This window comes from Mangrovactinospora gilvigrisea, assembly GCF_001879105.1.
GTDB lineage: Bacteria > Actinomycetota > Actinomycetes > Streptomycetales > Streptomycetaceae > Mangrovactinospora > Mangrovactinospora gilvigrisea.
Genome location: NZ_MLCF01000127.1, coordinates 1 through 20,352 on the forward strand (window position 1 = coordinate 1; position 20,352 = coordinate 20,352).

The window sequence follows — 20,352 nt, forward strand, 5'->3', positions numbered from 1 at the left end:
CTCAACCTCTACGGCATCATCGCGGTCGTTGGCGCCCTGGTCGTCTCCGCCCTGGTCTGGGCCTGGGGCCACCACTCCGCCGGGCACCAGGCCGAGGCCAACGGCAAGAAGGGCGTCATGGTCGCCATCGGCTGTGCCCTGTTGATCGGCGCCGCCAACGGGCTCATCACGTTCTTCTCCGCACTCGGCGGGCAGGTGAAGTGATGCCCCGTCAAGTGAATCTCCCCGCCTCCGGCCGCAGTCGCCTCCTGCTGCTCGCGGCGTGCACGATGGTGGTCCTGGCCGTGGCCGCGGGCATTGCCGTCCTGCTGGCCCGCGGCAGCGGCCACCATGACGCCGCGAGCCCCAACCCGACGCATACCGCCGTGCCCGCCCCCAGCCCGACAGCGTCGGAGCCGACTGCGCCGGGCGCCGCGCCCACAGGCTCAGCCCGGATCCCCGGCCCGCCCTCCACCACCGACCCGGTCGCCTTCGCCCGGGCGGCCGCGGCGGTGCTGTGGAGCTACGACACCCGAACCGAGACCCGCGCCGCGCATCTGGCGGTTCTGGAGCGGTGGATGACCGGCGATCGTGCGGTCGCCGACCCCGCCTCCGTCGACGATGTCGTGCCGGATGTGCCGCTGTGGCCGCGGCTGGCCGCTGAGCGGCAGCATGCGACGGCCACGGTGGCCGAGGCGCACATTCCGTCGGCGTTCCGGCAGGCGATGGCGGCCGATCCGCAGGCCATCACCCGCACCTACACCTACGCCGTGACCGCCACCGGCACCCAGCACCTGGCCTGGACCGGCGGCTCGGGCGCCCAGGGTCAGGCGATCACCCTGGCCGTCCAGTGCCGACCGGGCACCCCGTGCCGGCTGGCCGGGATCGCCCCCGTCACCGCCCCCTGAACGACCTTCATCCCGACCGACACGGAGGAGATGCCTGCCGTGGGCGTGTGCAACCTGCCCCTGTGGAACGTGGTCTGCGACACCACCAAGGACGTCGGCCTCGGCTTCGTCGGCCAGGCCATCGACCTGGTCAACCAGATGGTCGCCGACCTCGCCGTCAAATGCGCCGACCTGGCCGCCACCGCCACCAACGCCACCACCCGCATCGACCTGAACGCCGCCTGGTTCCGCCACAACTACGAACTGCTGCTGCCCATCGGCCTGACCCTGCTGGTCGGCACCTTCTGCCTGCAGCTGATCACCGCCGCGTGGAGTCGCGACGAACGCGCCCTGGCCGTGGCGGTGACCGGCACCATCAAGGGCTGCATCTTCGCCTTCGCCGCCACCCTGGTCACTGCCATCGCCCTGACCGTGGTCGACGCGTTGTCGGACGGGCTGTTCGCGGCGGCCGGGACCAGCCTGAAGGCGGCGATCAAACGGGTCCTGGTGGTCGATGAGATCCCCTCGCCGCAGGGCGTCAACGGGATCGTGCCGCTGCTGTTCGGGCTGCTGCTGGCCGCCGGCGGCCTGATGTTCTGGGCCGTCCTGCTTTTGCGCAAGGTCGGTGTCTACATCCTGGCCACCCTCGCCGTGCTGGTCGCCTCGGGCGGAGGCTGGGAGGGGGCGGAGCGCTGGCGTCGCCGTTGGACCGAGGCGATCGCCGCCCTGGTGGTCTCCAAGCTGGTGATGACCATCGTCTTCCTGCTGGGCATCTCCGCGATCGGCAAGAGCCAGGTCACCAAGAACCCGATCCAGGGGATGGGCGACATGCTCTCCGGCGTAATGATCATGATGCTGGTGTGTCTGACCCCGTTCGCCGTGTACAAGTTCCTGCACTGGGCGGACGAATCCGGGGCCGGCCACAGTCTCCACCTTGGTGCCGCCTCCGGGGCCGCGACGGCGGGTCGGGCCGGGGCGCAGGCGGCCTCGAAGGCGCAGATGCTGGCGGGCCGCGGCAGCGGTCCCGCCCCCCAGGGCCCGGCGACGAACCCCGAGTTGAACATCCCCGCCACCGGCGGCCAGGGCACGGGCGGGAAGAGCAAGTCCGGCGGACAGTCGGGGGCACCCGACCCCAACCCCAACCGCCCCATCCCCGGCGCGTATCCCGCCAGCAAGGCAAGCAGGGACACCAATCCGTCGGCAGACCACCAGGCGAACAACGGAGGAGGTCTTCCTCCGTGGCCAGATGACTCTAATCCGCTGCCCGGGCCGGCCACGACCGTGTCGCCTCCGGATCGTGCACCTCGAACGCCTCGTGTCGCTGATCCGCTGAGCAGCCCAAGCGCTCCGTCGAGTGTTGAGCCCTCTGGCGATCCACAGCAGCACCGTGCTCCGTAGATCACGCATGACGAGATGAGGCATCGTGCCAGCCCAGGTCTTCGAATCGTCGACTGTTCGTTTTCCGCATCGCTCGCGCCGTGGTGTGCTGCTGGGCCTGAGCGTCCCGCAGCTCGTGGTCGCCGGCGCCGCCGCGCTGCTGCTGCTGATCGCCCTGATGGGCTCCGGCCTGCTCGGCGCGGCCAAGCTGATCCCCTTGTGGATGGCCGCGGCCGTCCTCGTGGCGGTCCGCTTCCAGGGCCGGTCGCTGGCCGAGTGGGCGCCGATCGCCGCCCGCTACACCCTGCGCCGCGCCACGGGCCAGCAGGCCTGGCTCGCCCAGGTCGGCACCCGGCCGCGCAAGGCCGGGCTTCTGCACCTGCCCGGCACCGCCGCCTCCCTGACCCTGGTCACCGCCCCCGACCGACGACTGTCCGCGGTCCACGACCCGCACCATCGCACCCTGACGGCCGTGTGCCGGGTCACCACCCGCGCCTTCGCGCTGCTCGATCCGGCCGTCCAGGACGCTCACGTCGCCGGGTGGGGGCGGGTGCTGGCCGCCCTGTCGCGGACCGGCCACCTGACCCGCATCCAGGTCCTGGAGCGCACCGTCCCCTCCTCCGGAGACGCCCTGCAGCGGCACTGGAGGGGCCGCGGCAACCCCGCCAACCAGGAAGCCTCCCGCATCTACACCGAGCTCGTGGAGGCGGCGGGCCCGGCCGCGGCCGCCCACGAGACATATGTGGTGCTCGCCCTGGACCTGACGGCGGCCCGCCGGCTGATCCGCCAGGCCGGCGGCGGCCTGACCGGCGCCTTCACCCTCCTCACCCAGATCGCCTCCACCTTCGACCAGTCCGCGCGCACCGCAGGACTCACCCCGGCCGGCTGGCTGACCGGCCCCCAGCTCGCGGCCGTGATCCGCACCGCCTACGACCCGGCCGCCCTGCCCGCCCTGGAGCACTGGGCGCCCGACGGCCCCGCCCAAGCCGACCCTGCCGCCGCCGGCCCGGTGCTGGTGGTCGAGGAGGCCGACCATCTGCGCACCGACAGCGCCTTCCACACCGTCTACTGGATCGAGAACTGGCCCCGCACCGAGGTCAGCCCCGGCTTCCTGCACCAGCTGCTGTTCACCGCCGGCATCCGCCGCACCCTCTCCCTGACCTACACCCCGCACCGCATCGACGCCGCCTTGAAGGACGTGCGCCGCCGCAAGGCCACCGTGGTGGCCGACGCGCACGAGCGCACCCGCCGCGGCCAGGTCGACTCCGAAGAGGACGGCATCGAGTACGCCGACATCACCTCCCGCGAACGGCAGTTGATCGCCGGCCACGCCGACATCTCCCTGACCGGCCTGCTGACCGTCACCGCCGATTCCCGCCGGCAGCTGGAGGCCGCCTGCGCCTCCATCGAGACCGCCGCCGTGACCGCCCAGGTCGACCTGCGCCGACTGACCTGGCAGCAGACCGAGGCCTTCACCACCGGCGCCCTCCCCCTGGCCCGACCCTGACCTGAAAGGCAGCCGGCCACCGGAGCGTTTCGGATCACTTCCACCTCGGACCGGTAAGGAGCCCAGAAGTCTCGTGCCCGAATCCGGAGCCCCGAACGAGCCCGCCCCCAAACTCCTGGTGAACCCCCGCTACCTCGCCGGACCCACCCGGACCCCCGACGCAGCCCTGTTCCCCCTGCTCGATGCCGGATGGCCCTTCCACACCGACCATCTGGACAACCTGTACTTCGCCAGCCCCGACGAGCGGATCCGCATCGCCTACCTGCCACAACCGACCGCATGGGGACGGGAGATGACCTGGAGCGTCACCGGCTGGCGCAACCCCTTCGATCGCCCCAGGTGGTCCGCCCGATTCAGCGCCGACACGCCCGAGGAGATCGTCGCCGGCCTCACCAAGGCCCTGCTGGACACCTACACCGACGGCGGCGACCGGCATCTGTACGGATCCCGCCTCCGGCCCACCGCCCTCGAACCGCTGACGGCCGCCGGATGGGACCTCACTTCCGATCCCGCGATCACCCTCCGCCACCGCGCTACCTCGCCCGACGGGCACGCCGTGCTGGCAGCCGATGCCTCCGCTATCCCCGACGATCAGGATCCTGACGGGTTCGACCTGGTCCGCCTGCAGGTAGCCGAGGCGTGGGCGGCCCGCTTCTCCTACTTCTTCCCGCCGCATCTGCTCCACGCCGTCACCAGGGCGCTGGCCGATCCGGCCCCGGTGCTCCGCTGCGAGTCGCAGATCCCCGAGGTCTTCCGCACCGCTGTCCGCTGCGCCCCCGTCCGCCGCCCCGACCCCGGCACGGCCGCGACGACGGCCTCCGCACTCGCGACCACCGCAGCCGAGGCACCCGCCGAGCCCATTTCGCCGGCGACACCGGACCAAGCCGCACCGCCACACCCAGCAGACCCCTCGCGCAGCTCCTCGCATCCCCGCTGAAAGCGCCCAGCACGCACACCCCAACGCCTACGGAGGCTTCCCGAACATGCCCGACCACAGCGTCCTTGTCGCCCCCCGCTACCTCGCCGGAGCCATCAACGACCCGCAGCAGCCCCTGAACCCGCTCCTGGCGGCCGCCTGGCCCAGCCACGACGACGAAGTCGGAAACCTCCACCTCACCAGCCCCGACGCACGCATCCGAGTCGGCTACGTCCCCGAACCAGGCACCCTCGCCTCCCTGTGGCAACCGGTCGACCTGTGGCACATCACCGCACACGACCACCCTTATGAATCCCCAAAGTGGACCGCGCGGTTCACCGCCGACGTCCCCGAGGAAATCGTGGCCGCCCTGACCCAGGTCCTGGCGGAGCAGTACGCACGCGCCGACGACCGCCTCCTGCGTCCCCTCGGCGGCAAGCAGGACGCCGTCGCCCCGCTGATCGATGCCGGATGGACGATGCACGGCACTCCGGGCACCGACCGCCAGCTCGACCTCACCGCGCCCGACGGCCTGGCCGCCCTGCACGCCGACACCAACGGCCGCACCGACGCCTGGGTGGTGACGGTCCGTTCCGACCGCGCGGTCGACCTGACCGGGGCCGGCTGGTCGGCCCGCTTCAGCCAGGCGATCCCACCCCAGTTGCTCGCCGCGATCACCGGTGCCGTAGTCGACCGAGCCCCGGTGCGCCGCACCGAGCACCAGATCCCCCTGGCCTTTCGCGGCGCCGCCCACCTCACTCCTGCCGCCAGCAACAACGCCGCCGCGGCCGCCGCTGCAACCTCCCCGCACCTGTCCTCTCAGGCAAGTGCAGCCGCAGAACCGAATCCGCCGACTCCCGAGGCCACACCTACTCGTAGCCACCGGCGCTGACCCAGGACCGAGGTGAAATCTTGTCGACCCCAACGACACCGCCACCGATCCCGCGGCTGGCTCACGCCACGGCCTCACAAGCAGTCGACGCCGAAATCCTCCGCCTTGCCGCAGAAGTGAGCGACACCCAGCAGCGGTTGCTGGGCTTCCCGGCCAATGCCGCGCCGCAGGTCGACGACGAGCTGGCGGCGCCGCTGCTGAACATGCTGCTCAACAACATCGGCGACCCCCGCACCCCCGACCCCTACGGCATGGGCTCGAAGGACTTCGAGCAGGAGGTCGTGGAGCTGCTGGCCTGGCTGGCCGGCGCCCACCCGGACGATACCTACGGCTACCTCGCCCCCTCCAGCAGCTACGGCATCGGCCACGGCCTCAAACTCGGCCGCGACCGCCTCCCGCACGCCCCCGTCTACTACTCCTCCGCCGCGCACTACGCGGTGCCGCGGCAGATCGACCTGCTGCGAATGGACGCCGTCCAGGTCCCCGCCCTCCCGGACGGCCGCATGGACACCATCGCGCTGGAACGCGCCTGCAAGGCACGGCCCGGACGGGGTGCGGTGGTGCTGGCCACCATCGGCACGACGATGACCGGCGCGATCGACCCGCTGCCCGAGATCCGCCGCGCCGCATCCCCCGCCGGCCCGATGCACCTGCACGCCGACGGGGCGCTCGGCGGCCTGGTCGCCGCCCTCGCCCCACCTTCGGAGCGGCATCCGTGGGCGTTCGACGGCGGCGCGGACTCCGTGACCGTCTCCGGGCACAAGTTCCTCGGCTGCCCCATCCCCTGCGCGATCCTCCTCGCCAGGAAGGAACTGGTTCGCCCCGCGCAGCAGGGCCAGTACGTGGGGAGGCACCAGGACGGCACCCTGGCCTGCTCCCGCTCCGGCCTGGCCGCACTCCTGCTGTGGCGGACCCTCGCGCGCCTGGGGCTGGGCGGCATGGAAAAGCAGGTCCTCAGTTGCCTGGAGGTCGCCGACTACGCCCAACAGCGGCTGACCGAGCTCGGGCTGCACGCCTGGCGCCACCCCGGATCGATCACGGTCGTCCTCGACCCCCCGCCGCCCGAGGTCCGCGCCCGCTTCAGCATCCCCGTCGAGGACGGCATCGCCCACATCATCGCCGTGCCTCACGTCACCCCGGACCTGGTGGACGAGTTCTGCGACGCCCAGCAAACGGCGAAAGCCCAGGGGAGCCCTCTCTCCTGACGCCGCTTCGCACACGGCGCCCCCCTATGCACCCGGATCTTCCTGACGACAGCGAGAGGAACCGCCTCCATGGCCTACCTTCGTCCGCGCCTGGTTCCCGGCCTGGCCAGCCTCGCCCTGTGGGTGCCCCAGCACACCCCAAGCCCCGGGGACATCCACGACTACCTGCTGGGCGCCACCCCCAGCGGCGCCTACCAGCTGCGGCACCTGTCCGGACTCCGCGAAGACCTCAACGCCCTGCTGACGGCCCATGAGGGCGAGCATCCGATCCTCGCGGCCCTGTCGGACAACGCCGCCCCGGCCGGCACCGGCCTGCGCTGGGAGTGCGCGGCCGCCTGGGTGGAGATGACCGCCGACGGCCACGCCTCCAGCAGCCGCGGCGAGCTGCCGCCGGAACTGATCGAGGTGGCCTGGCACCGGCTGCGCGGCAAGCTCGGCACCGCCGCCACCGGCGAACACCTCAACAGCCGCCACCCCACCCCGCTCATGGCCCGCGCCGCCCAGGTGGGCTGGCCCCTCCTCTACCGCGTCAACACCGACCCCGTCCCCGCCGGCCAGAGCGCAGGCGGCGCCCCAATCACCGCCATCCGGATCGGCAGCGTCCACGACCTCTACCTGTGGCCCGCCCCGTTCACCGCACCCTGACCCGAGGCAGAAAGCCCGACCCGACCGCACCTCAAGGAGGCCCACCCGCCCTTGCACCAGACCACGCTGACGCCCCGCCAGAACCCGCTCCTATTCTGGCCGCCGCCGGTCCGCCTGGCCCTGGCCGGCACCGCGGTGACCCACGTCCTCGGCTTCGCCAACGCCTTCCTCGCCTACGCCCTCGCCCACCGCGGCCTCACGCCCCCGGCAGTCTCCGCGGTTCTGAGCGCCTACGGTGCCGGATGGATCGCCGGCCAACTGGCCTTCGGCCACCTCACCGACGCCCTCGGCCGCCGCCGCACCCTCATCCTGGCCAACACCGCCTCAGCCGCCGTCCTGATCACCCTCCCGCTGCTGCATCCCCTGCCGGCGCTGATGGTCGGTGCGTTCGTGCTCGGCGCTGTCTTGGACGGAAGTCGACTGGCCGTCAGCGCGCTGATCAACGACCAGCTGGCCGACAGCGCCCAGCGCACCCGCGTCAACGGCTGGCGCCACTGGTGCCTGAACGCCGGCGCCGCCCTGGCCGGCGCCACCGGCGGACTGATCGCCGACCACTACGGCTACGGCCCGCTGTTCGTCGCCAACGCCGTCTCCTGCGCGGCCTTCGCTGTCCTGGCCGCCGTGCTGCTGCCGCCCGATCAACCCGGCACCCGGACGAAGGAGGCGGGGCCGGGGCCGGCCGCGCTGCTCGAAGATGACCGGCTGCACTGGCTGCTCGCCAGCAGCCTGTGCGCGTTCACCTGCGCAGTCTCCCTGACCAGCGCCCTGCCGATCCTCATGGTCCAAGACCGGCTCCCGGCCGCCGACTACGGCCTCGCCAACGCCGCCAACGCCCTTGCCGTCCTGGCCCTGACCCCGCCGCTCACCGTGGTTCTTACCCGGCGCGCCCGCAACGCGCCGCTGATTGCGGATCTGGCCGTCGGCTCGCTGATCCTCGGCGCCGGCATGGGCGGCTGCGCCCTGGCCCACACCGCATCCGGCTACCTGACCGCCGTCGTGGCGGCCACCCCCGGGGAGATCATCCTGGCCGTCGCCGCCTACGACATCCTCGCCCGCATCGCCCCCGCCCACCTGCAAGGCCGCTACCAGGGCGCGCTCGGCATGACCCTGGCCACGGCGGGCCTGCTGGCACCCGCGCTCACCAGCCTCGCCCTCCACCTCGGCGGCAGACCCGCCGTCGCCCTGGCCCTCGCCGCCCTCGGCGGTGTCGGAGCGCTGAGCTGCCTGCCCCTTCACCACCGCATGCCGAAGGGGATGAGCTCGTGAGTCTGCGCTCCGTACTGGCCCTGGCCAGAGACCCCCGACGCGGCAATGGCCACGCTGCTGCCGCACCGCTAGGCACGGGTCTGCCTCCGACGGCGGCCATCGTCGCCCCCTACGGTTCCGGCGCCCTGTATGCCGCCGAGTTCCGCCGCCGCGGATGGCAGCCGGTCGCCGTCACCACCCCCGACCATCACCTACCAGCCGTCTTCCGCGACGCCCTGGTCCCCAGCGACTACCACGCCACCGTCGTCCACACCGGCAACCTCACCGCCACCCGGCGCCGCCTCCAAGCCCTCGGCACCGCAGCCGTCGTGGCCGGCAACGAGATCGGGACCGTGCTGGCCGAACGCCTCGCCGCCGACCTCAACCTGCCCGGCAACCCGCCCGCCACCAGCACGGTCCGGCGCAGCAAGACCGCCATGGCCCAGGCCCTCACCCGGGCCGGGCTCCCCGCCCCCGCCACCCTGCACACCCGCCACCTGGACCAGGCCCTCGCCTTCGCAACCGGCCTGCCGGCCGGCACCGGCTGGGTGCTCAAGCCCGACGACGCGGCCGGCTCCGACGGCGTCACCCTCGGCGCCACCCCCGAGCAACTCGCCGCCGCCTGGCACCGCACCCACCACGGCGTCAACATCCTCGGCCACCGCAACACCCACCTGGTCCTCCAGGAACGCCTGACCGGCATGCAGTACGTCGTCAACAGCATCAGCCGCGCCGGCCACCACCACATCACCGAGACCTGGCGCGACACCCGCCTGCACCGCGACGGCGCCACCCTCTACGACCGGCGCGACCTCCTCCACCCCGACCACCTCCTGCACGCCGCCCTGGCGGTCCAAGCCCGCCGCGTCCTCGCGGCCCTGGAGATCACCGACAGCGCCGCCCACAGCGAGTTCATCCACACCGGCGACGGCCGCCTCATCCTCATCGAGACCGGCGCCCGCGCCGAAGGCTGGCTCCACCCCCACCTCGCCCACGCCCTCGGCAGCCACCAGGTCCGCGACCACGTCGCCGTCCTGACCAGCCATCTGCTCCCACCGCCCGCAACGACCCGCCCGCCGCGGCACTGCGCCAAGATCCACCTGATCGCCCCCGGCCCCGCCCGCCTCACCGACCGCGGCCTGAAGGAACTCGCCGCCCTCCCCGGGCTGATCGCCATCCTCGGCACCCTCACCTCCGGCACCCCCGTCGTCCGGACCCGCGACCTGATGACCTCCCCGGGCATGGCCGTCCTCGCCGCCGACGACCCGAACGTGATCGACCGAGCCCACCGAGCCCTGCGCGCCCTGGAAGACACCACCCTCTACGCTCCGGAGGACTCAGCCATATGACGCCCCGTCACCGCCTCGTCCGCGCCGCCGCCCTGGCCGTCACCGCCCTCACCCTCACGGCCTGCACCACCACCCACCCCACCGCGACACCCAGCCCCGCACACCACATCCCGGCCGCACAGCGCCCCCTGGTCACCCGCGCTCAGGCCCAACGGATCCTCGATCACTACGTGCGGGTCAACAACCAGGCCAACGCCAAGCTCGCCGACGCGCCGCTGCGCACCATCGAGACCGACCCGCTGCTGGCGATCGACGAGCAGGCCAACCGCCAACTGCGCACCTACAGCCGCAAGGACCAGGCAGAGGACCAGAAGCCCTTCTACTACACCAAGCCGGTCTACTACATCCCCGCCGCCGGCCACGCCACATGGTTCGCCGTCGAGGTCACCGGGACCGGCCCCGCCTGGAAGCCCCCGTCCAAGCGCCTACTGATTTTCGATCACACCGGTGCCGCCGGATACAAGATGGCCACCACGGTCGACCTCACCTCCCGCCTCCCCAGGATCGCCACCGACCGGAACAGCTGCGCCCTCGTCTCCACCCCGAGCACCACCGTCACCCGCCAATTCCAGCAGGCCCTCGCCGACCTCTACGACGGCGGCCACAGCGACGGCACCCTGTTCGGGACGAGTCCCGCCCGCGGCTGGATCACCAACGACACCAAGGACACCGCCAAACACCTGGCCCCGTACGCCGACGCCGTCTACCGCGACATCAGCACCAGTACTGATAACCGCCGCCTCGCCGGCCGCACCTACGCACTGGCCACGGCCGACGGTGGCATCCTTGCCGTCACCCTCGACCGCGTCCAGATGAACGCCTTCCCCACCAGCCCGACCGCCTACATCAAGCCCGGTCGAGCCGAGGCCGCCTACACCGGCCACCACCGCCTGGACAACCTGACGGTCGACTACGCTCACCAGACCGCCAGCTATGTATCAAGCAGCGGTCAGGCCCGTCTCCTTGGGCTCGACCGTGACGTCGTTCAGGCAACCGGCGTTTCAGAGTGAAGGGCTGCAGACTGCCGACGGCTGATCACGCCGAACCGCGACGTCCAAAGGAAGTGGCATGGCCATGACTAACTCTCGGCTGGGGCGTGCCGCGGGCCCCGAGCGCTCATCGGTTGATGGGCCGATCAAGCTGTACACCGCCGAAGAGGCCGCCAAGATCCTCCAATGCAGTGCCAAGTTCCTCAACGAGCTTGCCAACGCACGCAAGATCCCGTTTACCTTCGTGGGCGACAGCCGCAAGATTCGCCGGTGGACCGACGAACACCTTCGCGAGATTGCGCTCATGGGAGAGTACGTCCCGCCCGTCCGGCGATGAACTCTGTCGCCGTGCCCCTGGTGGAGGCCGCTTCATGCGCGGCTGCCGCCAGGGGCGCGAAGGCTCAGCCTGGATTCGGGCAGCCCGCGGGCGGCGGATCGCCGTACTCACGGTGGTCGGGGTCGGGCCGGGTTGAGGCTTCCCACAGCTCTTGCAGCGTCGCGGCGATCTTGAGTTCCATGCCCAAGGTGACGTGCGAGTAGACCCCTTCGGACCCTTGAAGTACATGTCCCATTCGCGCTTCGACGGCGACGCGCGGGTGTCCGGCCTCGTCCAACCAGACCTTCATCGAGTGGCGCAGTCCATGGGGTGTCATCCCGGAGAGGCCGGGCACTGGGCGGACGGCCGGGCGGGCTTTGGCGCCGCGGACCGTCGGGCGGAATGGTCGGCCCTCGACGATGGGATGCCACGTATGAAGGTAGAAGTCGCCGCCGGAGAGGAGGCGACCGCCCCGGACGGCGGTGAAGACGAACTTCCCTCGTCTGGCTTCCCCGGTCTGGGCCGCGATCGTCTCGTGCAGCAGCTCGGCGAGGAACGGTGGGAGGATCAGGCCGCGTCCGCTGTCGTATTTGCAGGGGATCAGCTGAGGTAGTCCATCGACATACTGAGCCTGGTACTCCAGCAGGATCCGGGCTCCAGAGCCGTCCGCATCCTCCAACTTCAGCCGATCTTTTGTCAGACCGGACAGCTCACCGATCCGCAAGCCGCAGTACGCAGAGGTGAGGACGAGGGAGTACGTGCTGAGCCCCTGCAGTACGAGCGCGTTGCGGGCGATGAGGAGGGCCTGCCGCGGGGTAGCGATGACCCGGTCGTCGTCCTTGGGGCGCGGCTGGAAGCGCCCGCGTCGTCCTGCGAGACGGCTGGGTATCGGATTCTCCTGGATCATTTTTGAGGCGACGGCGTCGTCGAGCATGGTCCGGAGCAGACCGCGGATGCCGTCGATGCTGTTCTTGGCGCGCCCCTCGACACGGAGTTGCTTCTCCCAGCGGCTGTAGCTGATTGGCGTGATGTCTTCGAGGTTGACGTCGCCCCACGCAGGAAGAATCACGGACCGCAGTCTGCTGCGGTAGTCGCGCTCGGTCAGCGGAGCGACGTCGATGGAGTCGATCCATATGTGCGACCAGTCTCGGACCGTGACCTTGCCGGCCCTGGGGCTGATGTAGACCTTGCGGTGGACATCAGTCTCGAGCCGTCCCGCATACTCGACTGCGGACCGTTCGGTTCTGAACCGTTGGCCGTTCTCGTCCTTCCGGTGTGCGCCGTAGCGGCCGTTCGGCAGCTTGTTGTGCGCGCGGTAGTACCACCTCTTGTCCTTCTTTGACCAGTATTTCGAGGCGTACGGCAAGACGCGAATCCCTTCACATGGCGGGTGGTGGGGGAGGTGCGCGCCGCTCGAACCTGCGGCGGAAGCGGTCGTACGTTGACATCCCTGCGAGGCGTGTCACCAGTCGCTTCGGGATGTTCTGCCGTGGGCGAATGGCTCATCAGGAAGGAGCAGGAGCATCATCCAGAGCTGCCGTCCGCGGTCGCTCCGCGGAGCGACTCTCGGCACTGTCTATGGTAGTTGGGAGGGCGGGATGATCCTTGTTGAGCGAGACCGCCCAAAGGGGGCCTCGTGTGGGTACCGACGAGGCCAGCAGAACCGGTAGAAAAACGGTAGATCAACTTCGGGTGGGACCTGGTTTCATGAGGGGGCGACAGGGGGTCCTCTGGGTGTCACTGGAGGACTCTTCCCAGCTCAGGTCCGGGCTGGCTCGATCGTCGCAGGTCGGGGCTGCCCGGAAGCGGTCCCTTGAAGATCTACACGATCTTCGAGGGCACCAGCGAGATCCAGCGGCTTGTCATCTCCCGGGCGATCAGCGGGGTGCAGATCCGCTGAACCCGGCCCGCCCGCCTGGCATGATCGCGGGATGAGCGAGATCGAGATACCGGCGCCGGGCGGCGGCCTCCTCCGGGGCGAGCGGACCGGCGCCGGCGCCGGCCGCCCGGTGGTGGTGCTGCTGCACGGCGCCGGGATGGACTCCCGGCTGTGGGACGGGGTCGTCCCGGGGCTCGCCGCGCACCACGAGGTGGTCCGCTACGACGCCCGCGGACTGGGGCGGTCCGACGCGCCCGTCCGGCCGTTCGACGACGTCGCGGACCTGCTGGCGGTGCTCGACCACTGCGGGCTGGAGCGCGCCGCGCTGGTCGGCCTGAGCATGGGCGGCGAGACCGCGCTGGACTTCGCCCTCGTCCACCCCGAACGGGTCGCCGCCCTGGGGTTGGTGGGCGCCTCGGTGAGCGGCCACGCCTGGCCCGACGACGACCCCGAGCAGGCGGCGTACGCCGCGGCGCGGCGGGCGGGCGACGCCGGCGAGCTGGCCCGGCTGGAGCTGTCGATCTGGGCGTCCCTCGGCCGCGGCGCCCCGGGTGGCGCGCTGGTCGAGGCGATGGTGGCGGAGAACGCCGAGCGCCGGATCGTCAGCGAGCACTACCTGACGGGGGCCGCGGCCCTCGACGCGGAGCGGCGGCTCGGCGCGATCGGCGCACCGGCGCTGGTGGTGCACGGCGACCGCGACCACCCCGAGATCGGCGCGATCGCCCGCCGCCTCGCCGCCGATCTCCCGCACGCCCGCGCCGCGTTGATTCCCGACGCCGACCACTACCTCCCGCTCCGCACGCCCGAGCGCCTCGTCGCGCTGCTGCTGGAGCACCTCGCCAAGCCCGCTTAGGGGGTGACGCGGGCCAGCGCGCCGATCTCCAGGGCCGTCCACAGCGCGCCGTCCGGGCCGAGGACGATGCCGTGCGGCTCGGAGGCGGGGGTGGGCAGGTCGTGCACCTCGACCGTGCCGTCCGCGGTGATCGAGCCGACCCGGTTGGCGCCCCACTCGGTGAACCACATCGCACCGCCCGCCGGTCCGGCGGTGACAGCGTGCGGACGGGCGGCCCGGTCCGGCAGCGGGAACTCGGTGATCGCGCCGTCCACGGTGATCCGGCCGATCTGGCCGGCGCCGATCTCGGTGAACCACAGCGCGCCGTCCGGGCCGGGGGCGATGCCGACCGGCGCGGCGCCCTCCGTCGGCAGGGGGTGGGTTGTGACGGTGCCGTCCATGGCGATCCGGCCGATCGCGTTGCCCTGGTTGAGGGCGAACCACATCGCGCCGTCCGGCCCGGCGGCGATCGCGGACGGGAACGCGCCGGCCGCGTCCAGCGGGTACTCGGTGACCTTGCCGTCCACCGTGATCCGCCCGATCCGGTCGGCGGCGGTCTCGGTGAACCACAGCGCGCCGTCCGGGCCCGCGGCGATCCCGAACGGCCCGCACTCCGCGGTCGGCAGCGCGAACTCGGCGACCTCGCCGGCGACGGTGATCCGCCCGATCCGGTGCGCCCGGTACTCCGTGAACCACAGCGCGCCGTCGCCTTTCGGCCCCGGCGCGATGACCGTCGGCCCGCAACCCGGATCCAGCTGGTGGCTCCCCGCCTCCCCCTCCCCCGGCACCAGCCGCCCGATCCGCCCGGCGTGCACCACCGTGAACCACAGCGCCCCGTCCGGCCCCACCGCAAGCGCGTACGGCCCGTCCCCGGGCCCGGCGACCCGCACCTCCTGAAGCGACGTCATGCGTACCTCTCCTCCCGTTGATCGGCGGCGTCCGGCCATCATGGCGCACAGCCGGAGGAGGACGGGGAAGCAGAGGGCAGGCCGACGGTGCCCACCCCGGGCGGCGGGCCGACGCCGTCGTCGCGCTGATCCGCAAACGTTCGCCGGGTGCTGGGCAAGGGGGCGGGGGGCGGGTACGGTGATCTCTCGGATAGCGCTTACTGCACCTCACAACTGCCTGGGAGCAGACGTCATGCGCCGGATATCGCCCACCGCCATCGGCATCCAGCTGTACACCGTTCGAGACCTCATGGAGAAGGACGCGGCAGGCACGCTCGCCGAGTTGGGACGCATCGGCTACGCGACGGTCGGGGTGAGCGGCCGGTACGGCCACAGCCACGCCGAGTTCCGCGCGATGGCCGACGACGCGGGCGTGCGGCCCGTCCTGACGCACCTTCCGCTCACCGCCGTCCGCGAGGACTGGGCCGGCGAGCTGGAGGGCGCCCGCGTCCTCGGCGTCGACCACGTCGTGGTGCCCGCGCTCCCGGTGGAGCTGCGCAACCCGGACGGCTACCGCGCCGTCGCCGAGGAGTTCAACGAGGCCGGCCGGGCGGCGAAGGAGGCCGGTTTCCAGTTCCTCTACCACAACCACGCGTTCGACTTCGAGGTCGTGGACGGGGTGCGGCTCTACGACATCTTCGTCGAGCGCTGCGACCCGGAGCTGGTCAAGTTCGAGCTGGACCTCTACTGGGCCGTGAAGGGCGGCGTCGACCCGGTCGCCTACTTCGACGCCTCGCCGGGGCGGTTCCCCGCCCTGCACGTCAAGGACATGGCGGAGGACGGCTCCTTCGAGGACGTCGGCTCCGGCACGCTCGACTTCGCGCAGCTCTTCGACCGCGCGCTGGCCGCCGGCTCCCAGGAGTTCGTCGTCGAGCACGACGCCCCGGGCGACTCGCTCGCCTCGGCCCGCGCCAGCTACACCTACCTGAAGAACTTCGAGTTCTGACGGACCGGCCGCACACCGCGAAGCGGGGCCCCGTTGCGCAACGGGGCCCCGCTTCGCGGTGTGCCGGCGGTCAGGCGATGCGGCGGACCTCGGAGCCGCCGTTCCAGCCCGGCCAGTGCTGCTTGTGGAGGTCGAGGAAGTCGGTCGCGCGGGCCGCGGCGTCCGCGTCGGTGGCGGCCTCGATGATCGCGTAGGCGGTGGGGACGGGGGCGCCCTCCCCGCCGACCCCGCGGGAGGCGGTGATCGCGCCGTTCTCCAGCTGGAGGCGGGTGCCCTCCTCGGCGGGGGCCAGCCCGCCGGTGTCCAGCAGCACTCCGGCCTGCTGCCACGCGGCGGCGGCCTTGCCGATCGCCTCGAACAGCTCCGCGGGCGGGGCGCCGGCCTCGGCGTTCTCGGTGGCGACGAGGGTCATCAGGTAGCGGGACATGGCGGTCTCCTTCTCGGTGCGCGACGCGATGCGGTGCGACGCGGTGCGGTGCGGTGGGGATGGAGGGTGGCGGTGACGGGGCCTCAGGTGGCGCTGCGGTAGCGGCTCACGGCGAGCGCGGCGATCCAGGCGAAGGAGAGCACCACGGACGCGGTGAAGACGAGCGTCGCCCAGGAGGCGTGCGCGCCGGCGACGATGCACAGGAACCCGGCGAGGAACTGGATCCCGGTGAAGCGGGTGTACCCCGCCCAGCCCGGGGCCCCGCGGTTCTTGAAGTAGCGGGCCAGCACCAGGCATCCCGCGATCAGCGACAGGAAGCCCAGGCCGCCGAAGAGCAGGTGGAGCATGCCGTGCCAGCTCACCGTGGTCGCGTCGGCCGGCGTGCCGGCCGGGAAGCCGAGCGCCGGGTCGGCGCGGAAGACGCCGGCCAGCATCATCCCCAGCCCGAAGCCGGAGACCAGTCGCGGCGCGACGCGCCGGGCCCGCCCGAGGTCGAGCGTGCGGCGCAGGCCGACCGCGAAGGCGATCGTCATGGCGCCGGTGAGGATCAGGTTGGTGCTCTGGATCCAGCCCGTCGGGCCGTTGGCGAGGGTGCTCCAGTCGTGCTTGGTGAAGTCGAACCCCTGGCGGAGCGCGCCCTGCAGCACGGAGGTGAGCACGTACACCGGGCCGGCGATGACGCCGTAGCCGAGCAGGGAGCGGGTGACGCGGGACTCGGGGGAGCAGTCGGAGCGGGTGCGGGCGGCGGAGTCGGCGACGGTGCTCGACATGGCGGCGGTTCCTTCCGGATCGGGCTGTACCTCGGACTTTCGGGTGTTCCTGCGTTCCGGGAACCACTGTGGCCGCCACACCTTCAGAGACACTTCCGGTGCGCTTACGGTCCTCCTCTACAGTGCGTATGTGCTGCTCTTCGAGGTGCTGGGCCCGCTGGTGGTGCTGTCCGACCGGGGCGCGGACACGGGTGCGGACGGGCGCGGGGACAGGGGCGCGCGCGGAGGCGCGGACGGCGCCCGGGTGCGGGCGCCGATCCCCGACCGCCGGGTGCGCGCGCTCCTCGCCGACCTGCTGGTCCACGACGGCCGGATGGTCCCCGCGGAGCGGCTCGTCGACGACCTGTGGGGGGAGCGGCTGCCCGCCAACCCGTCGGCCACCCTGCAGACCCGCGTCTCCCAGCTGCGGCGGGCGCTGGAGGAGGCCGAGCCCGGCGGGCGCGGGCTCGTCGTCACCCGCGCGCCCGGCTATCTGCTGCAGCTCGCGCCCGGACGGCTGGACGCGGCGCGGTTCCGCGCCCTGGCGGCGGACGCCCGCCGGGAGGGGGACGCGCGCGTCCGGGCGGACCGCTACGGCGAGGCGCTGGCGCTCTGGCGCGGGCCGGCGTACGCGGAGTTCCGGGAGCTGCCGTGGGCGGAGGCGGCGGCCGTCCGGCTGGAGGAGGAGCGGCTGGCGGTGCTGGAGTCGCTCGCCGAGACCCGGCTGGAGCTGGGCGCGTACGACCAGGCGGCCGCCGAGCTGGCCGAGTTGACGACCCTGCATCCGCTGCGCGAGCGGCTGCGGGCGGCCCAGATGCAGGCGCTCTACGGCAGCGGGCGGCACACCGAGGCGCTCGACTCCTACCACGAGCTGCGCACCCGGCTCGCCGACGAGCTGGGGCTGGACCCGGGCCCCGAACTGGAGGCGCTGCACCGGGCGATGCTCGCCCGGGACCCGTCGCTGACTCCGGCGGCTCCGGCGGCTCCGGCGGTCCCGGCGGCTCCGGCGGTCCCGGAAGCCGTCCCGGAGGCCGCACCGGACGCCGTCCGGGATGCTCCGGACGCCTCCGTCCGGCCCACCAACCTCCCCGCCGCGCTCACCGAGCTGATCGGCCGTCGGGAGGCCGTCGCGGAGGCGTGCACCGCCCTGGCCCGCGACCGGCTGGTCACCCTCACCGGTCCCGGCGGGGTCGGCAAGACCTCGCTCGCCCTGGAGGTCGCCCGCGCCGCCGCCGACCGTCACCCGGACGGCGCCTGGCTGGTGGACCTCGCCGCGCTGCCCGCCCGCGCCCCCGCCGGGCAGGTGTCCGCGGCCGTCGACGAGGCGACCGGGGACGGCGGCATCCGGGGCCGGGAGCTGCTGCTGGTCCTCGACAACTGCGAGCACGTGGTCGACGCCGCCGCGGCCGTCGTCGCCGGGCTGCTGCGCGAGCGCGCCGCCGCCGGCCTGCGGGTCCTGGCCACCAGCCGGGAGCCGCTCGGCGTCCCCGGCGAGCGCACCCTCCAGGTGCCGCCGCTGGACCTGCCCGGCCCCGACGCACCGCCCGAGGACGCCGCCGCGGCATCGGCCGTCCGCCTCTTCGCCGCCCGCGCCGCCGACGCCGCGACCGGGTTCGTCCTCGACCCCGGCAACCTGCGCGAGGTGGTGGAGATCTGCCGCCGCCTGGACGGGCTGCCGCTGGCACTGGAGCTGGCCGCGACGCGGGTGCGCGCCCTCGGCGTCCACGACCTGGCCGCCCGCCTCGACGACCGGTTCCGGCTGCTGGCGACCCGTCAGCACACCCTGCGCGCCGTCATCGAGTGGAGCTGGGAGCTGCTCGGCCCGGCGGAGGGCGCGGTGCTGCGGCGCCTGGCGCTGCACGCCGCGCCCTGCACGCTGCAGGCCGCCGAGGCCGTCTGCAGCGGGGACGGAGGCGGGGACGGGGGCGGGGACGGCCGCGGCGCCGCCGACGGCGACGGCCTCGACGTCGACGTCCACGAGTTCGAGGTCGCCGACCTGCTGGCCCGGCTCGTCGACCGCTCGCTGGTGGTGCGCGTCGAGGGCAGCAGCGGATCGCGCTACCGGCTGCTGGAGACCGTCCGGGCGTTCTGCCTGGAGCGGCTGGAGGAGGCCGGCGAGCGGGAGGCGACGGGGGAGCGCTACGCCCGCTACTACGACGGGCTGGCGCAGCGCAGCGAGCCGCGGCTCTTCGGCTACGGCGAGATGTTCGCGCGGATGAGCGACGTCTACCTCTCCGGGACCGGCGCCGGCGCCGGCGGCAGCGGCAGCGGTCACCCGACCGCGACCGCGACCGCGGCCGCCCCGCCGGCGGCGTCACCGCAGCCCGTGGCCGCCGCCCGCTCCACCGTCTCCGCCGACGGCACCCGGATCGCCTACGAGCAGCACGGCGAAGGCGACGGCGGCGGCAGCGGCGACCGGCCGGTGGTGCTGCTGGTCGCCAACACCCTGGCGACCCGCGGTGCGCTGCGCCCGCTCGCCGCGAGCCTCGCCGCGGCCGGCTTCCGCGCGGTCGTCCACGACCGGCGCGGGCGCGGCGGCAGCGGCCCCGTCCCGATCGGCGCCACCCCGCCGGACGCGCTGCGGCGCGAGGTGGAGGACCTCGCCGCGGTGATCGCGGCGACGGCCGGTCAGGCGCCGGACCGCGGGCCGGTCTTCGCCTTCGGCGTCACCACCGGCGGGGTGCTCGCCGCGGAGGCCGCCGCCCGCGGCATCGGCCTGGCCGCGGTGGCGATGGTGGAGCCGCCGATCATCCTGGACGGCAGCCGCACCCCGATGCCGGACGGCTTCCGCGAGCAGCTGGACGCGCTGATCGCGGCGGGCCGGCGCGGCGACGCGGTGGAGCGGTTCCTCAGCGAGGCGGTGCAGATGACGCCGGAGGTCATCGCCCCGCTGCGCAGCACGGACCGGTGGCGCGAGCTGGAGGCCGTCGCCCACACCATCGGCCACGACCTCGCCGTGATGAACGGCTGGGTGCTGCCGGGGCATTGGGCGGACCGGGTCGCCGTCCCGGTGCTGGTCCTGGAGGGCGGGGTGAGCATGGAGTGGCGGCGCGCCGGGGCGCGCGCCGTCGCGGAGCTGCTGCCGCACGGCCGGCTGCGCACCATGCGCGGCCAGCCGCACGACCCCGATCCGGAGGTGCTGACCCCGATCCTCACGGAGTTCTTCCGCGGCGTCACCCGTTGAACCGTGCCGCGGAACCGCCGGGATACCCCGACTCGTCATGGTGGGGACAACCACGGGGCGACCCGTGGGTCACGGGGACAT

General features: G+C 72.9%; 19 protein-coding genes. 15 read left to right on the plus strand and 4 right to left on the minus strand.

Features of this window, described 5'->3' with window-relative positions; translation table 11 throughout:
- From BIV57_RS19485 to BIV57_RS19540, 12 genes are all read left to right on the plus strand, one after another.
- A partial coding sequence (locus tag BIV57_RS19485; RefSeq protein ID WP_245797815.1) for a DUF6112 family protein occupies window positions 1–204 on the plus strand: 204 nt, incomplete at its 5' end.
- Window positions 204–887: a hypothetical protein gene (locus BIV57_RS19490; RefSeq protein ID WP_071658146.1), complete on the plus strand. Its 684-nt coding sequence runs from the start codon at window positions 204–206 to the stop codon at window positions 885–887. The genes BIV57_RS19485 and BIV57_RS19490, both read left to right, overlap by 1 nt.
- Before the next feature lie 30 nt (window positions 888–917).
- Window positions 918–2,264 (plus strand): SCO6881 family protein, encoded by a 1,347-nt coding sequence (locus BIV57_RS19495; protein WP_139275728.1) that lies wholly within the window; start codon window positions 918–920, stop codon window positions 2,262–2,264.
- Window positions 2,265–2,289: 25 nt separating this feature from the next.
- On the plus strand, window positions 2,290–3,750 hold the full coding sequence (locus BIV57_RS19500) for an SCO6880 family protein (protein WP_071658148.1): 1,461 nt from the start codon (window positions 2,290–2,292) through the stop codon (window positions 3,748–3,750).
- Between the two features lie 73 nt (window positions 3,751–3,823).
- Window positions 3,824–4,687, plus strand: a complete 864-nt coding sequence (locus BIV57_RS19505; protein ID WP_071658149.1) for an SPDY domain-containing protein — start codon at window positions 3,824–3,826, stop codon at window positions 4,685–4,687.
- A 46-nt stretch (window positions 4,688–4,733) separates the two neighbouring features.
- A complete protein-coding gene (locus BIV57_RS19510; RefSeq protein ID WP_071658150.1) occupies window positions 4,734–5,558 on the plus strand; it encodes an SPDY domain-containing protein in 825 nt (274 codons plus the stop codon).
- A 116-nt stretch (window positions 5,559–5,674) separates the two neighbouring features.
- The gene (locus BIV57_RS19515; RefSeq protein ID WP_079170502.1) at window positions 5,675–6,763 is read left to right on the plus strand and encodes a pyridoxal-dependent decarboxylase; all 1,089 of its coding nucleotides are present in this window, start codon (window positions 5,675–5,677) and stop codon (window positions 6,761–6,763) included.
- 69 nt (window positions 6,764–6,832) lie between these two features.
- Window positions 6,833–7,408, plus strand: a complete 576-nt coding sequence (locus BIV57_RS19520) for a hypothetical protein (RefSeq protein ID WP_071658151.1) — start codon at window positions 6,833–6,835, stop codon at window positions 7,406–7,408.
- Window positions 7,409–7,459: 51 nt separating this feature from the next.
- The gene (locus BIV57_RS19525; protein WP_071658152.1) at window positions 7,460–8,674 is read left to right on the plus strand and encodes an MFS transporter; all 1,215 of its coding nucleotides are present in this window, start codon (window positions 7,460–7,462) and stop codon (window positions 8,672–8,674) included.
- A complete protein-coding gene (locus BIV57_RS19530; RefSeq protein WP_071658153.1) occupies window positions 8,671–10,002 on the plus strand; it encodes a hypothetical protein in 1,332 nt (443 codons plus the stop codon). Before BIV57_RS19525 ends, BIV57_RS19530 begins: the two co-directional genes overlap by 4 nt.
- Window positions 9,999–11,012, plus strand: a complete 1,014-nt coding sequence (locus BIV57_RS19535; RefSeq protein WP_071658154.1) for a DUF8094 domain-containing protein — start codon at window positions 9,999–10,001, stop codon at window positions 11,010–11,012. Before BIV57_RS19530 ends, BIV57_RS19535 begins: the two co-directional genes overlap by 4 nt.
- Before the next feature lie 58 nt (window positions 11,013–11,070).
- A complete protein-coding gene (locus BIV57_RS19540) occupies window positions 11,071–11,328 on the plus strand; it encodes a helix-turn-helix domain-containing protein (protein WP_071658155.1) in 258 nt (85 codons plus the stop codon).
- 64 nt (window positions 11,329–11,392) lie between these two features.
- Here BIV57_RS19540 and BIV57_RS19545 read toward each other — a convergent pair whose 3' ends face one another.
- Window positions 11,393–12,673, minus strand: coding sequence for a site-specific integrase (locus BIV57_RS19545; RefSeq protein WP_071658156.1), 1,281 nt, complete (start codon window positions 12,671–12,673; stop codon window positions 11,393–11,395).
- A 565-nt stretch (window positions 12,674–13,238) separates the two neighbouring features.
- On the opposite strand from BIV57_RS19545, the gene BIV57_RS19550 reads away from it, so the two are divergent.
- Entirely contained in the window at window positions 13,239–14,039 is an 801-nt protein-coding gene (locus tag BIV57_RS19550) for an alpha/beta fold hydrolase (RefSeq protein ID WP_079170503.1), read from the plus strand.
- Here BIV57_RS19550 and BIV57_RS19555 read toward each other — a convergent pair.
- Window positions 14,036–14,926 carry a Vgb family protein gene (locus BIV57_RS19555; protein WP_071658157.1) on the minus strand — a complete coding sequence of 297 codons (891 nt, stop codon included), beginning with the start codon at window positions 14,924–14,926 and terminating at the stop codon, window positions 14,036–14,038. The genes BIV57_RS19550 and BIV57_RS19555 overlap by 4 nt on opposite strands.
- Window positions 14,927–15,158: 232 nt before the next feature.
- Here BIV57_RS19555 and BIV57_RS19560 point away from each other — a divergent pair, with 232 nt between their 5' ends.
- Window positions 15,159–15,911 carry a sugar phosphate isomerase/epimerase family protein gene (locus BIV57_RS19560; RefSeq protein WP_071658158.1) on the plus strand — a complete coding sequence of 251 codons (753 nt, stop codon included), beginning with the start codon at window positions 15,159–15,161 and terminating at the stop codon, window positions 15,909–15,911.
- A 70-nt stretch (window positions 15,912–15,981) separates the two neighbouring features.
- Here BIV57_RS19560 and BIV57_RS19565 read toward each other — a convergent pair whose 3' ends face one another.
- A complete protein-coding gene (locus BIV57_RS19565) occupies window positions 15,982–16,338 on the minus strand; it encodes a YciI family protein (protein WP_071658159.1) in 357 nt (118 codons plus the stop codon).
- Window positions 16,339–16,421: 83 nt separating this feature from the next.
- A complete protein-coding gene (locus BIV57_RS19570; RefSeq protein ID WP_071658160.1) occupies window positions 16,422–17,108 on the minus strand; it encodes a DUF998 domain-containing protein in 687 nt (228 codons plus the stop codon).
- A 130-nt stretch (window positions 17,109–17,238) separates the two neighbouring features.
- On the opposite strand from BIV57_RS19570, the gene BIV57_RS19575 reads away from it, so the two are divergent.
- Window positions 17,239–20,271 (plus strand): AfsR/SARP family transcriptional regulator, encoded by a 3,033-nt coding sequence (locus BIV57_RS19575; RefSeq protein ID WP_071658161.1) that lies wholly within the window; start codon window positions 17,239–17,241, stop codon window positions 20,269–20,271.
- Window positions 20,272–20,352: the final 81 nt, after the last annotated feature.